A 14,192-nucleotide genomic window follows, 5' to 3' on the forward strand; every position below is an offset into this window, starting at 1 on the left:
ACCTTTATAAGCGTGGTCAGCACCGCGCTTATAGAGGCTTCCGTAAACATCCGGGAACTCAGGTTCCCGGAGAGTGACTTTTTCTGTTACGCCCCGCGTTGCAGCAGCATCGACTTAATATGGCCGATGGCGCGCGTTGGGTTTAGGCCTTTCGGGCACACGCTCACACAGTTCATGATGCTGTGACAGCGGAAAACACTGAAAGCATCGTTTAGATTGTCGAGACGCGCATTGGTTTCAGTGTCGCGGCTGTCGATCAGGAAACGGTAAGCGGCCAGCAGGCCAGCCGGACCAACAAACTTGTCCGGATTCCACCAGAACGACGGGCACGACGTTGAACAGCAAGCGCAGAGAATGCACTCATACAAACCGTCCAGATGCTCACGCTCGGCTGGGCTCTGCAAATGCTCGCGCGCCGGTGGATTTTCCCCATTATTCAACAGGAAAGGCTTAATCTTCTCATACTGTGCATAGAATTGTCCCATGTCTACCACGAGGTCGCGGATCACCGGCAAACCTGGCAGTGGACGGATAACAATTTTCTTCGAACCGTTGCCCAGCGCAGAGATCGGCGTGATACACGCCAGACCATTTTTACCGTTCATGTTCAGACCATCTGAACCGCACACGCCTTCACGGCAAGAGCGACGAAAAGCCAGCGTAGGGTCTTTCTCTTTCAAACGGATCAGCGCATCCAACAGCATCATGTCGCGACCATCTTCCGACTCCAGGGTGTACTCCTGCATGCGCGGCTTGGCATCGACTTCCGGGTTGTAACGATAGATTGAAAATTCGAGTCTCATGATGATCTCCGCAATTAGTAGGTACGCGCTTTCGGCGGGAAGGCCGCACGCAGTTTCGGTTGCATGTTCACCTCACGGCGCGTCATGCTTTCCGTCTGCGGAACATAGAGACTGTGGCACAGCCAGTTTTCATCATCGCGGTCCGGGAAGTCGAAGCGGCTATGTGCGCCACGGCTTTCGGTACGGAAGTTGGCGGCAACAGCGGTGGCGTAAGCGGTTTCCATCAGGTTATCCAGCTCAAGGCACTCGATACGCTGGGTGTTGAAGTCTGGCGAACGGTCATCAAGACGCGCTGATTTCAGACGCTCACGAATCACTTTCAGCTCTTCCAGACCTTCACGCATCGCATCGCCATCGCGGAACACCGAGAAGTTGTTCTGCATGCAGCGCTGCAGCGCTTTACGGATTTCGACAGGATCTTCACCGGTGGTGTTATTTTCCCAGCGGTTGAAGCGCGCCATCGCTGCATCGATATTTTCCGGCGTGGCTTCACGCAGTTCGCCCTGCTCTTCAATACACTCCAGCAGATGCACACCGGCTGCGCGACCGAACACCACCAAATCGAGCAGCGAGTTGCCGCCGAGGCGGTTAGCGCCATGAACCGATACGCAGGCGATTTCGCCGACGGCGAACAGACCCGGAATCACCTCATCCTGGCCTTGCTCATTCACGCGCAGCGCCTGGCCGGTCACTTTGGTCGGCACGCCGCCCATCATGTAGTGGCAGGTTGGGATCACTGGAATCGGTTCTTTAATTGGGTCAACGTGGGCAAAGGTACGCGACAGCTCAAGGATGCCCGGCAGACGCGACTCCAGCACTTCGGCACCGAGATGGTCGAGTTTCAATTTAATGTGCGGACCCCAGGGGCCATCGCAACCGCGACCTTCACGGATTTCCACCATCATCGAACGCGCAACCACATCACGACCCGCCAGATCTTTGGCGTTCGGCGCATAACGTTCCATAAAGCGTTCACCGTGCTTATTCAGCAGGTAACCACCTTCACCACGGCAACCTTCAGTAACCAGCACGCCCGCACCGGCAATACCGGTTGGGTGGAACTGCCACATTTCCATATCCTGCACCGGCACGCCGGCGCGCAGCGCCATGCCAACGCCATCACCGGTGTTGATGTGAGCATTAGTGGTGGACTGGTAAATACGGCCCGCGCCGCCGGTCGCCAGAATAGTTGCCTTGGCTTTGAAATAGACGGTTTCGCCGGTTTCCATGCAGATAGCCGTACAGCCGACAATCGCGCCGTCTTCGTTTTTCACCAGATCCAGCGCATACCATTCGGAGAAGATGGTGGTTTTGTTTTTCAGGTTCTGCTGATACAGCGTATGCAGCAAGGCGTGGCCGGTACGGTCGGCCGCAGCTGCGGTACGCGCCGCCTGCTCACCGCCGAAATTCTTCGACTGACCACCAAACGGACGCTGATAGACGCGGCCATCATCCAGACGGGAGAACGGCAATCCCATGTGTTCCAGTTCCAGAATCGCTTCCGGACCGACATGACACATATATTCGATCGCGTCCTGGTCGCCGATAAAGTCGGAACCTTTGACGGTGTCGTACATGTGCCATTCCCAGTTATCGTCATGGGTGTTACCCAGCGCAACGGTAATACCGCCCTGCGCCGATACGGTATGGGAACGGGTTGGGAATACTTTGGATAACAGGGCACAAGTCTGGCCCGATTGGGAGATTTGCAGAGCGGCGCGCATTCCTGCGCCACCCGCGCCGATCACCACGGCATCAAATTCTCTGACTGGCAAACTCATTTACACACCCCACACAACAACGGTTCCATAAATCGCATATGACAACAGCGCAACCACAATCACAAACTGCAGCAACAAACGGGTTGCAACAGGTTTCACGTAGTCAGTCAGCACCTGCCACATTCCAATCCAGCCGTGGATCAGAATCGAGAACAGCGTCAACATGGTGAACACTTTCGTGAAGGCGGACGAGAAGAAGCCATGCCAGACGTCATACGTCAGCGTGCCTGTCATCACGACAAAACCGAGGATGTAGAGAATATAGAGCGTAATTAAGATTGCAGCAGCACGCAGTAACAGCCAGTCATGGATACCGTTGCGTCCTAATGCAGAAGCATTGCTTACCATACGAGGACTCCAGCCAAAATTGAGAGCACGACAGTGATAACAAAAGCCGCTTGCGCGGAACGGGTTCCCACCTGCAGGGTTTCTGCTGTTACGCCAAAATCAGCCAACATATGGCGAATACCGCTCACAGCGTGATACGCCAGCGCAGTTAAAATGCCCCACATGATGAATTTGGCGAAGAAGCTATCCATGATGGATGCCGCTTGCTGGAAACCTTCTGGAGAGGAGAGAGATAGACCCAGTAACCAGAGCAGAATTCCGAGAGCGACAAAGGTGATCACGCCGGAGACGCGGTGGAGAATGGACGATATTGCAGTAACGGGAAACCGGATCGTCGAGAGATCCAAGTTAACAGGTCTTTGTTTTTTCACGGTTTTGCCCACACAGCTCTTTTTTATTTTGCTTCCTCCGGTCCTGAGTTGCATCAGAGACACAGCGTGTGTTCAGACTGCAACCGCCACCAAAATAGCAACATCCAGTGTTAAATAAAGCGGGTAAAACGCTGGGTGGCTCCTGGTGTCAGGGTGTTCCGGAGACCTGGCCGCAGTATAGGAGGATCACATTCTGATTACAATTCCCCTACAATCTCTTTGGTCACATTTAGGCTGAACAGTGATCACCTTCACGATTTTCACAATTTATACATTTTTAATTATCTGATTTGACAAAGAATCAACATTTCAGTTACAAACAATCGCATTAAAGCCCTATGATGCACAAAAGTTATGGGGATACACTTTCCCCTAAGCTCAAGTTATGTAACATTGCCAATACAAGTTATATAAAGCATCAGGTTATTGGTTACCAAGAAGTTATGTCGTGACAGGAACTTTAACATCCTCGATGTGCAGCATGTCATGCCCCGATGCCACCGAATGGCCCAGCTCAGCATTCACTCTGTAACCCTGCACGACCAACGTTACCGCAGAGTGATGCTGTGAAGATTGTGGTTTTACGTAACAACATGGCTATTCTGGTGTCTAAGATCCTTACCTTAAAGGCGCTATGGAGACGAAATAATGACAGATAAAAAAGTGACGCTAACCCTACAAGATAATACTTCTGTTGAACTGGACGTGATGCAAGGCACGCTGGGACAAGATGTAGTTGATGTCCGCGCCCTTGGCTCACAAGGCCTGTTCACCTTCGATCCCGGCTTCACCTCTACGGCGTCCTGCGAATCTAAAATCACCTTTATTGATGGTGACGAAGGTATTTTGTTACACCGCGGTTTCCCGATTGATCAGCTGGCAACCCACTCTAACTATCTTGAAGTGTGTTACATCTTGCTGAATGGCGAAGCCCCGACCCAAGCCCAGTTTGAAGAGTTCCGCACCACCGTTACCCGCCACACCATGATTCACGAGCAAATCACCCGACTGTTCCACGGCTTCCGCCGCGATTCGCATCCAATGGCTGTAATGTGTGGTGTGACCGGTGCGCTGGCAGCGTTTTATCACGACTCTTTAGACGTCAACATTGAGCGTCACCGTGAAATCGCTGCGTTCCGCCTGCTGTCGAAAATGCCGACCATGGCAGCGATGTGCTACAAGTACTCGATTGGCCAGCCGTTTGTGTATCCGCGCAACGACCTCTCTTATGCCGGTAACTTCCTGCACATGATGTTCGCCACGCCGTGCGAAGAGTACAAAGTGAATCCAGTGCTGGAACGCGCGATGGACCGTATTCTGATTCTGCACGCCGACCATGAGCAGAACGCTTCTACCTCTACCGTCCGTACCGCAGGCTCTTCAGGCGCGAACCCGTTTGCCTGTATCGCCGCCGGTATCGCTTCTCTGTGGGGACCAGCACACGGCGGTGCCAACGAAGCGACACTGCGCATGCTGGAAGAGATCAGCACCGTTGATCACATCCCTGAGTTTGTTAAACGTGCGAAAGATAAGAACGATTCGTTCCGTCTGATGGGCTTCGGCCACCGCGTGTACAAAAACTACGATCCACGTGCCACCGTGATGCGCGATACCTGTCACGAAGTGCTGAACGAATTGGGCATGAAAGATGATCTGCTGGAAGTGGCGATGGAGCTGGAACACATCGCGCTGAACGACCCGTACTTCATCGAGCGTAAACTCTATCCAAACGTCGATTTCTATTCAGGCATCATCCTGAAAGCAATGGGCATTCCGTCTTCCATGTTTACCGTTATCTTCGCCATGGCGCGCACCGTGGGCTGGATTGCACACTGGAAAGAGATGCACGACGAAGGCATGAAAATCGCCCGTCCGCGTCAGCTGTATACCGGTTACACCGAGCGTCCATTCACCTCGGCGCTGGATAAATAAGAGAAAGGCGGCCATCTGGCCGCCTTTTTTATAGCGCTACAACTGGCATCCCGGGCACCAGTAAAACGGCCGCGATGACAGCACGCCCTTCTCAATCACCGCGCCGCACCGCCGACACTTTTTACCCTGCCGATGAAACACCTCGAAGCGAAACGCTGCTTCTTCATGATACTTCTTCATGCTGCCACGCATCTCGTATGACAAACGCGGCACCGCCAGCATCGCCTCACTTAACGCCGTCAGCTGCTGTTCGCTGAGGTCCTGCGCCCGATGCGACGCCAGCAATCCGGCATGCCACAATATCTCCACGCGCAGATAATTGCCGAGGCCGGCTAAAAAGGCCTGATCAAGCAGCAAGCCGCTGAACTGGCGACGACGAAAACGCGGCGACAGCAAACGCTCGCGCACCTCTTCCACCGTTAAGCTGGCATCCAGCACATCCGGGCCCACGCGCTGCAAAAACGGATGCGCAGCTAAAGTATCGGCGTTGAGCAGCTCAATATCCGAGGCGCTATACAGCAAAATGGTTTTATCCGCCGTCGCGAGTCGTACGCGCAGCTGGCGCGTGGTATTCGGTTGCGTACCGGTTGGCACCACGCGCCACACGCCGTACAGCTGATTGTGGCTGTAGAGCGTCAAACCGTTGGAGAAGTGGGTGAGCAGCGCTTTACCGCGCGTTTCGAAGGCGTTGATGGTGGCATCCATCAGCGCCGGTTCGTAGGTTTTCAGCTGTGGAAAGGCAAACCACACATCGGTAAGGGGTTTGCCGACCATTGCCTCTGCCAGTTGATCCGCCGCGCGGCGGATCTCCGGTCCCTCAGGCATAACAACTCCTTTTAATGCGTAGCGCCACCGACGACGCGGATATCATTTTCGGTACTTAGGATCACCTGCAGCGAGGTTTCCAGCGCCTGAATCACGCTTGCAGTCGCCATGCTGGCCACGCCGGGATGGTGCACCGCTTGTTCCGGCATATACGGGATATGAACAAAACCGCCGCGCGCCTTGCTGTTGGTGGTGTGGATCCAGTGCAGCAGGCTGTACATCACGTGGTTACAGGTGAAGGTGCCGGCGGTTTGCGATACCGAGGCCGGCACACCCACTTCACGCAGCGCGGCAACCATCGCTTTGATCGGCAGCGTGGAGAAATAAGCCGCCGGGCCATCCGCCTCGATGGGCTGATCGATCGGTTGCTGCTGGTTGTTATCCGGTATGCGCGCGTCATCCACGTTAATCGCAACGCGTTCAACGGTAATATCGGCGCGGCCGCCGGCTTGCCCGACGCACAACACGCGGTCGGGTTGAATCTCCTCCAGCGCGCGCGTCAGCACTTCACCGCAAGTGGCAAATACCACCGGCAGCTGGCGTACCACAATGCGTGCACCGGCGATCTCTTTGCCGTCGAAGGTGCGCACCGCTTCCCACGAAGGGTTGATGTTTTCGCCACCAAAAGGCTCAAACGCCGTCATTAACACCGTTTTCATCGCAACCTCACAAGAACATCAGGAAGTAGAGCAGGAAAATATTCACTACCAACAGTAGCACACCGGTTGGCACCTGAGCCTTGATCACCGCGTTGCGGTCCGGCAGCTCCAGCAGGCGCGCCGGCACGATGTTGAAGTTGGCCGCCATCGGCGTCATCAACGTGCCGCAATAGCCGGAGAACATCCCAATCGCCGCCATTACCGCTGGATTGCCGCCGTGCTGCAGCACCAGAATCGGAATACCAATGCCGGCGGTCACAATCGGGAAGGCAGCAAACGCATTGCCCATCACCATGGTCAGCAATGCCATGCCACCCGCATATACCGCGACGGCAATCAGGCGATTATCTACCGCCAGATATTGTTCGGTGAGATGCGAAATTGCCGTGCCGACACCGGCGCTGGTGAACAGCAGGCCAAGCGTGGCCAGAATCTGCGGCAGAATAAACGCCCAACCGACCGCATCCAGCAGGCGACGGGTTTCCTGCATCGACTGCAGCGGCTTTTCATGGGTGATTTTCAACGCAATCAGCCAGCCCAGCAGGCAGCCAATCATCATGGAGAACAGCGTCACCAGCGTGGCGTGATTGCCGGGACCAAACACCGTGTCCTGCAAACCGGGAATATGGTTAAACGCCAGCACGCCAATCACCGTCACCAGTGGAATCGCCAGCGCTGGCAGGAACAGTTTGTTGTGCAGACGTTTAGCACTTTCCTGTTTCTGCTCATCGCTGCGCTGATGATAACGCCCCAGACGCACGCCGCCGAAACCGGCAATCAGTGCCATCAACACCACGGCCACACCCACGCCGATATGCAACCAGCGGCGGCCCAGTTCCGCATCGCCCGCCCATTGTCCCATCAGCTGATAAGCACCGTCGCCAATCAGAAAAATCAGGCCATACAGTGCCCAGAACAGACCGGTGGTAAAACGGCGCGGGTTAGCGCTGTCACGCCATGAAAGCACGGCAACCACCAGCAGGATCACCCCTGCCAGCCACATTAAATATTGTTGCTGGAACATTACTTCGCTCCTTTGGCGTTCAGCGCCTGCTGGTTTAACGCGCCCAATTCACGCGACAGCTGGCGATCGAGACGCACCAGACGAGCTGAATGAATGAGGAAAGCACAGAGCGCGGTAGGAATGCCCCACAGCGCGATATGCAGCGGTTCGGTGCTGATACCGGCAGATTCCTGCATAAAGTTATGCATGAAGATAATCGCGCCAAAAGCAACGAAGATATCCTCGCCAAAGAACAGACCGACGTTATCGGTCGCTGCAGACATGGCGCGCAGACGATGGCGCACGTCTGGCGGGACATCACCGTAGCGGTTTTCTGTGGCACCTTCGGCCATCGGCGCCAGCAGCGGACGCACCATCTGCGGATGCCCGCCCAGGCTGGTTAAGCCCAGCGCGGCGGTGGCTTCACGCACAAACAGGTAGACGATCAGCAAGCGGCCGGCGGTGGCGGTTTTGATCTGCGCAATCCAGCTTTGCGCCCGCTCTTTCAGGCCATGACGCTCCAGCAAACCGATAACAGCCAGCGGCAGCAGCAGAATCAGCGGCAGATTACGCGTATTGAGGAAGCCAGAGCCGAGTTTTTCCAGAATGTCTGCCAGCGGCAGATGCGCTGCCAACCCGGTGACGAAGCCCGCCACAATCACCACCAGCACCGGGTTAAAGCGCAGCACAAAACCCAGAATGATGGCGGCAATGCCCAGCAGCGGCCAGAGGTTTACTACGTTATCCATGTTGTTCCCTTATGTGAAAAGACAAAGCCCGGCGTGATGCCGGGCAATGAGTAAAAACGTTATGCGCTGGTGACCGCAATCTGACTGGTCGCAAATGCCGCGCGCAGCGTGCGGGCGAACTGCAGCGCATGTGCGCCATCACCGTGTAAACAGACGGTTTCGGCGTTAACCTTGACCCATTCTCCGCTGATGCTCTGCACCTGACGCTGCTGCACCATCGCCAGCGTTTGCGCCAGCGCCTGTTCGGCATCTTCAATCATCGCTTGCGGCTGGCTGCGTGGCACTAACGCCCCGCTCGCCAGATAGCCGCGATCGGCAAACACCTCTTCGCGGGTGCGCAGACCATGATGCGCCGCCGCCGCAATCGACGCGCTGCCCGCCAATCCGACCAGAATCAATCCGCTATCCACGGCTTTTACCGCGCGCGCGATGGCATCCGCCAGTTGCGGATCGCCCGCCGCCTGGTTGTACAGCATGCCGTGCGGCTTGACGTGTACCAGCCGTTCGCCTTCGCTCTCGGCAATGCTTTTCAGCGCACCAATCTGGTAGATCATCTGCGCATACACCGTTTCCGGCGGCAGCTGCATGGCGGTACGGCCAAAGTTTTCCCGATCGGGGAAACTCGGATGCGCGCCAATCGCCACGCCAGACGCTTTCGCCCAGCGCACCGATTGCAGCATGGTTTGCGCATCACCAGCGTGGAAGCCGCAGGCGATATTGGCTGAACTCACCAGCGTCAGCAGCTCCCGATCGCTGGCGCTGCCTTCGCCGAGATCGGCGTTAAGATCAATCTTCATGGGCCAATCCCCAGGCTATTTGGTCGAAGGAACGCTGTTGATGCTGTTTGGCGTGCATCGCGTCTTCCAGCGTGCAGTGGATAAAGTGAATCGGTTCGCCGAGACGAATTTGCGCCAGATGATAGAGATCGGCTTCGATGATGCAGGCAATGCGCGGATAGCCGCCGGTAGTTTGTGCATCCGCCATCAACACAATCGGTTGACCATTGGGCGGCACCTGTACCACGCCGGGCACTAAACCGTGCGACAGCAAATCGCGCGTCGCATCGCGATGTAGTTGACGTCCCTGCAGGCGATAACCCATGCGGTTACTTTGCGGACTGAGCTTCCACGGGCTGCGCCAGAAACCCTGCTGCGCCTCACGCGAGAACTCGTTATATTCCGGGCCCGCTAAGGCGCGGATGCGGTTGCCCCACAGCAGTTGACGCACGCCGGCTTTATCTTTGAAGTCGCGCGTCGGTTTACCCAACGGCAGCTCATCGCCATCCTGCAGTTTACGTCCCTGCCAGCCGCCAAACGCTGCCTTGAGATCGGTACTGACCGAACCGAGCATGTCCGGCACGGCAAAACCACCGTTGACCGCCAGATAACTGCGCATGCCGCGCGTTGGCGTTGCCAGCGTCAGCACCTGCCCTTTTTTCACCGGCAGACGCCAGCCGGTCCAGACCGGTTTGCCGTCCAGATCGGCATTGCAGCCTGCGCCCGTCAATGCAAACCAGCCATCGCGCGTAAACTGCGTTTTAAATTGTCCCAGCACGATTTCCAGCACCGCGCTCTGCTCGGGGTTACCCACCAGCATATTGGCGGTGCGCATTGCCGGTTGATCGAGCGCGCCGCCCACGCTGATGCCATATTGGCGGAAGCCGGCGCGGCCGTGGTCTTGCAGCGAGGTCATCATGCCCGCGCGGAGAATTTTCAACATACGCCCTCCTGCTGCGGCACAAAGCGCACGCTATCACCGGGACGTAACAGTGTCGGTGGATGCTGAAGCGGGTCGAACAGGCTGAGCGGCGTATGACCAATCAGTTGCCAGCCGCCGGGCGCGGCTAAGGGATAGATGCCGGTTTGGCTGCCGCCGATGCCCACCGAGCCGCTCGGCACCAGCACGCGCGGTTCAGCGCGGCGTGGCGTGTGTAAACGCTCATCCAGGCCACCGAGATAAGGGAAACCAGGCTGGAAGCCGATGAAATAGACCACGTAATCGATGCTGCTGTGCAGTTCTACCGCTTGCCTGGGCGTCATGTTGGCGCGATCCGCCACCTCCTGCAGATCCGGCCCGCCTGCGCCGCCGTACACAACTGGAATCTCGACGCGGCGCGATTCCGGCAACTGCGCTTCGCTCTCTTCCCACCAACGCTGCAAACGCTCAATCGCGTCCAATGCATTGCGTTGCGGATCGCGCAGCAGCAACGTCAGGTTGTTCATGCCAGGAATCACTTCCTCAACCTGCTCGTTTTGCTGCAGTCGCTGACACAATCCCCAGATGCGCTGCTGGCTGGTCAACGAAACCGGTGGCTCCAGTTCCAGCACCACCGCGCGCTCACCTAGCAGATAACAACGTGCTCGTTGCAAAAACAACCTCCTGGTAAAAGTCTTACATGTCGCAGAACGAATGTTGCAGGATCGCCATTCATAGCGACCGAACTTCTCGTTTATGCTTAAAGGCCATAAGTTATGCGAAAGTGACAGAGATGTGTCAACAGATTTGCGCCCTTAACGCAGGTTAAGGGCGTGAGAGGAGAGAAATCAGGCCGGATTGTCGATGTCGATAAAGGTCACATCAAGGCCATGATGGGCAGCTAACCATTCGCCCAGCGCCTTGATGCCGCCGCGTTCGGTCGCGTGGTGTCCGGCGGCATAGAAGTGCAAACCCTGTTCGCGTGCGCTGTGGATGGTTTGCTCGGAGACTTCACCGGTGATAAAGGCATCGACGCCAAAGGCTGCCGCGCTATCGATAAAGCCCTGACCGCCGCCGCTGCACCAGGCAACGCGCTTGATCAATGCCGGCGCGTTATCGCCACAGTGCAGCGGTGTACGACCTAAACGTTGGGCAATTTTTTCCGCCAGCGCCGCGCCACTCAGTGGTTGTGCCAGCTCGCCCCACGGCACCAGCGGCTGAATCTCGCCTTTCACTGCAATATCAAACAGACGCGCCAGCTGCGCGTTATTACCCAACTCGGGATGCGCATCCAGCGGCAGGTGCCAGCCATACAAATTGATATCATTGGCCAGCAGCGTGCGCAGACGCTGGCGCTTCATGCCTTTAATCACCGGCGCTTCGCTTTTCCAGAAGTAACCGTGATGCACCAGCACCGCGTCGACGTTGCGCTTCACCGCCTCATTCAGCAGCGCCTGACAAGCGGTTACGCCAGTGATGATGGTTTTCACCTCGGCGCGCCCTTCCACCTGCAAACCGTTCGGCGCGTAGTCGCTGAAGGCGCTGTTATTCAGCTGCTGGTTAACAATCTGTTCTAACTCGACATTATTCATTACGGCTCCCTGACCGCCTTAAGCCGCGCTGCGAGCGCGCTCAAAGGCGTCTAGTGTCTTTTTACGTGCGTCCTTATGTTCCACGATTGGCGCGGGATAATCGAGTTTCTTGTTATTTTTCTGCGCCCACACTTGCGGCTGATGGATATCGCTGTCGGGCACGTCGCTGAGTTCCGGCAGCCACTGACGAATAAACTCGCCCTGTTTATCGAAGCGCTCGCCCTGCGTGGTGGGATTGAAGATACGAAAATAGGGCGCGGCATCGGTGCCAGTTGACGCGGCCCACTGCCAGCCGCCATTGTTGGCGGCCAGATCGCCATCGATCAGCTGCTGCATGAAATAACGCTCGCCTTCACGCCAGTCGATCAGCAGATCCTTCACCAGGAAACTGGCGGTAATCATGCGCAAGCGATTATGCATCCAGCCGAGCGTGTTGAGCTGGCGCATCGCCGCATCAACAATCGGATAGCCGGTTTTGCCCTGTTGCCAGGCTGTGAGATGTGCGTCGTTTTGCTGCCAATCCACGTTGCGCGTCCAGTCGACAAACGGCTGATGCTTACACAGCGCCGGAAACGCCACCATTAGATGACGATAGAATTCACGCCAGATCAGTTCGTTCAGCCAGGTAAAGGCCTTGCCCTCGTTGAGCGCATCGGGATGCTCTTTGAGCACGCGATGAAGACATTGGCGCGGCGACAGTACGCCAGTGGTCAAATAAACCGATAAGCGGCTGGTGCCGTCAATGGCCGGTAAATCACGCTGATCCGGATAATGCTGCACCGCCTGTTTAGCGAAGTGGCGCAGCTGTTTTAACGCCGCCTCTTCTCCCGCCGGGAACAGGCTTTCATCAAAGGCTTCACAAGGATAATTAAAAGCGGGAATCTTCTTTTTAATACTGATGGGCGCACCATCACGCGCTTTCGGTGCCTGATGGCACTCCGGTAAGCCCTGATGTAAACGACGAACAAAGGCTTTGCTGAACGGCGTGAACACTTTGAACATGGTGTTGCTGCCGGTTTGCACGCTGCCCGGCGGCAACAGCAAGCTGTCATCGAATCCCTGACATACTACGCCCTGCGTATCCAGACGTTTCTCCGCCTGCGCATCGCGTTCACGCTCGTTGATTTCGTACTGGTAGTTGTAGAACAGCGCATCAACCCGTTGCTGCTGGCAAAATTTCGCCAGATATTCAATCGAAGCGGCAAAGTCATCGCACTGATGGAAATGCAGAGGAATGCCGCGTTCAGCCAGTGACTTCTGCAACAAGCTGAGATTTTGCTGGATGAACGCCGCCTGCTTTGGCGCCATATGGTGTTGCTGCCACTGCTGTGGTGTAGCGATAAACAGCGCAATCACTTTGGCCTGGCTATCGCGGCAGGCAGCGGCCAGCGCCATGTTGTCATTGATGCGCAGATCGTTGCGCAGCCAAACTAAATGGGTGGTCATAAAGCCCCGAAATTATTGGCCGTAGCGCAAACGCAGCGCTTCCGGATAAGGATCAAAATAGCGCTGCTGTGCCAGCCACGGATGCGGGTATTCCGCCATGTAATGTTTCAGCATGGTGATCGGAGCTAACAGCGGCTGTACGCCCTGACGATAACGATCAATCAGTTGCGCCAGCTCCTGACGCTGCGGCGAACTCAACTGCGGACGGAAGTAGCCTTGTACATGCATCAGCACGTTAGTGTGATTGCGTCGTGATGCCTGATGTGACATCAGGTGCATCAGACGACTGCGGTACTCAAAGGCGTAATCCTCCAGCGAATCCCACTGGTCCATCGCCGCGACAAAGCGGCCCATCTCGCGGTATTCGTCCTGCGCATGAGATAGCAGCAGCAATTTGTAGCGACTATGGAAGGCCATCAGCTTGTGGCGCGATAATCCGCTGCGCCACATTTCGTTGAATTCGTGCAGCGCATAGACGCGGCCGATAAAGTTTTCGCGGATAGCGTCATCATGCAGACGACCATCCTCTTCCAGCGGCAGCCACGGCATCTCTTTCTGTAAAAATGCGGTAAACATGCCGGTGCCCGCTTTACGATTGTTGTTGGTTTCAGGCTCGTAAACGCGGACACGTTCCAGCCCACAGCTAGGGGATTTGGCACAGAGGATGTAGCCGCACAGATGATGTAGCGACTTCACGCGCTCGGCGGACCAGCGCTGCATCTTTTCCGTCACCTCTTCGCCGCCATCTTTGCTGAAACAGAGATGGATGTTTTCATCGCTCTCTTTTACCAGGCGCAAAGCCGGACGCGGCGTCGGTAGGCCAATCGCCATTTCGGGACATACAGGTTCAAAGCGCACAAATGGCACGAGTTCGTCCGTGGCGAAAGCAAAACGTTTATGGCCACCATCAAATCGGACGTTATCCCCGAGCAGGCAGGCGCTGATACCAACAGGAATTTTCTCGCTCATACTTGTACAACCTCATAAA

At 56.1% G+C, this 14,192-nt stretch carries 15 protein-coding genes; 1 reads left to right on the forward strand and 14 read right to left on the reverse strand.

Features of this window, described 5'->3' with window-relative positions:
- Positions 1-86 precede the first annotated feature (86 nt).
- From ACVLVH_RS10110 to sdhC, 4 genes are read right to left on the reverse strand one after another with little or no spacing between them, the layout of a single operon-like run.
- Positions 87-803: a succinate dehydrogenase iron-sulfur subunit gene (locus ACVLVH_RS10110; protein WP_007890649.1), complete on the reverse strand. Its 717-nt coding sequence runs from the start codon at positions 801-803 to the stop codon at positions 87-89.
- 14 nt (positions 804-817) lie between these two features.
- Positions 818-2,584 (reverse strand): succinate dehydrogenase flavoprotein subunit, encoded by a 1,767-nt coding sequence (gene sdhA, locus ACVLVH_RS10115; protein WP_101763217.1) that lies wholly within the window; start codon positions 2,582-2,584, stop codon positions 818-820.
- A complete protein-coding gene (sdhD, locus tag ACVLVH_RS10120) occupies positions 2,585-2,932 on the reverse strand; it encodes a succinate dehydrogenase membrane anchor subunit (protein WP_049850912.1) in 348 nt (115 codons plus the stop codon).
- On the reverse strand, positions 2,926-3,315 hold the full coding sequence (sdhC, locus tag ACVLVH_RS10125; protein WP_101763218.1) for a succinate dehydrogenase cytochrome b556 subunit: 390 nt from the start codon (positions 3,313-3,315) through the stop codon (positions 2,926-2,928). Before sdhC ends, sdhD begins: the two co-directional genes overlap by 7 nt.
- A 636-nt stretch (positions 3,316-3,951) precedes the next feature.
- Here sdhC and ACVLVH_RS10130 point away from each other — a divergent pair.
- Positions 3,952-5,235: a citrate synthase gene (locus ACVLVH_RS10130; protein WP_008107361.1), complete on the forward strand. Its 1,284-nt coding sequence runs from the start codon at positions 3,952-3,954 to the stop codon at positions 5,233-5,235.
- 36 nt (positions 5,236-5,271) lie between these two features.
- On the opposite strand, the gene nei is transcribed toward ACVLVH_RS10130, so the two are convergent.
- The 10 genes from nei to ACVLVH_RS10180 all read right to left on the reverse strand — a co-directional run bounded on the left by nei (position 5,272) and on the right by ACVLVH_RS10180 (position 14,173).
- On the reverse strand, positions 5,272-6,060 hold the full coding sequence (gene nei / locus ACVLVH_RS10135) for an endonuclease VIII (RefSeq protein WP_101763219.1): 789 nt from the start codon (positions 6,058-6,060) through the stop codon (positions 5,272-5,274).
- Between the two features lie 11 nt (positions 6,061-6,071).
- Entirely contained in the window at positions 6,072-6,719 is a 648-nt protein-coding gene (gene pcp / locus ACVLVH_RS10140; RefSeq protein ID WP_101763220.1) for a pyroglutamyl-peptidase I, read from the reverse strand.
- A gap of 7 nt (positions 6,720-6,726) precedes the next feature.
- Positions 6,727-7,743, reverse strand: a complete 1,017-nt coding sequence (locus ACVLVH_RS10145) for a DUF979 domain-containing protein (protein WP_110865739.1) — start codon at positions 7,741-7,743, stop codon at positions 6,727-6,729.
- Positions 7,743-8,471, reverse strand: coding sequence for a DUF969 domain-containing protein (locus tag ACVLVH_RS10150; protein WP_101763222.1), 729 nt, complete (start codon positions 8,469-8,471; stop codon positions 7,743-7,745). Before ACVLVH_RS10150 ends, ACVLVH_RS10145 begins: the two co-directional genes overlap by 1 nt.
- Positions 8,472-8,530: 59 nt before the next feature.
- Positions 8,531-9,268, reverse strand: coding sequence for a 5-oxoprolinase subunit PxpA (gene pxpA / locus ACVLVH_RS10155; protein ID WP_101763223.1), 738 nt, complete (start codon positions 9,266-9,268; stop codon positions 8,531-8,533).
- Positions 9,258-10,190: a 5-oxoprolinase subunit PxpC gene (pxpC, locus tag ACVLVH_RS10160; protein ID WP_312462569.1), complete on the reverse strand. Its 933-nt coding sequence runs from the start codon at positions 10,188-10,190 to the stop codon at positions 9,258-9,260. The genes pxpA and pxpC overlap by 11 nt, the downstream gene beginning before the upstream one ends.
- Positions 10,184-10,840, reverse strand: coding sequence for a 5-oxoprolinase subunit PxpB (gene pxpB / locus ACVLVH_RS10165; RefSeq protein ID WP_192414182.1), 657 nt, complete (start codon positions 10,838-10,840; stop codon positions 10,184-10,186). Before pxpB ends, pxpC begins: the two co-directional genes overlap by 7 nt.
- A gap of 174 nt (positions 10,841-11,014) precedes the next feature.
- Entirely contained in the window at positions 11,015-11,758 is a 744-nt protein-coding gene (locus ACVLVH_RS10170; protein WP_192414181.1) for a type 2 GTP cyclohydrolase I, read from the reverse strand.
- Between the two features lie 18 nt (positions 11,759-11,776).
- On the reverse strand, positions 11,777-13,204 hold the full coding sequence (phrB, locus tag ACVLVH_RS10175; protein ID WP_312462564.1) for a deoxyribodipyrimidine photo-lyase: 1,428 nt from the start codon (positions 13,202-13,204) through the stop codon (positions 11,777-11,779).
- 12 nt (positions 13,205-13,216) lie between these two features.
- Positions 13,217-14,173, reverse strand: a complete 957-nt coding sequence (locus ACVLVH_RS10180) for a YbgA family protein (RefSeq protein WP_101763228.1) — start codon at positions 14,171-14,173, stop codon at positions 13,217-13,219.
- Positions 14,174-14,192 lie beyond the last annotated feature (19 nt).

It is taken from the genome of Kluyvera sp. 1366, from assembly GCF_054823405.1.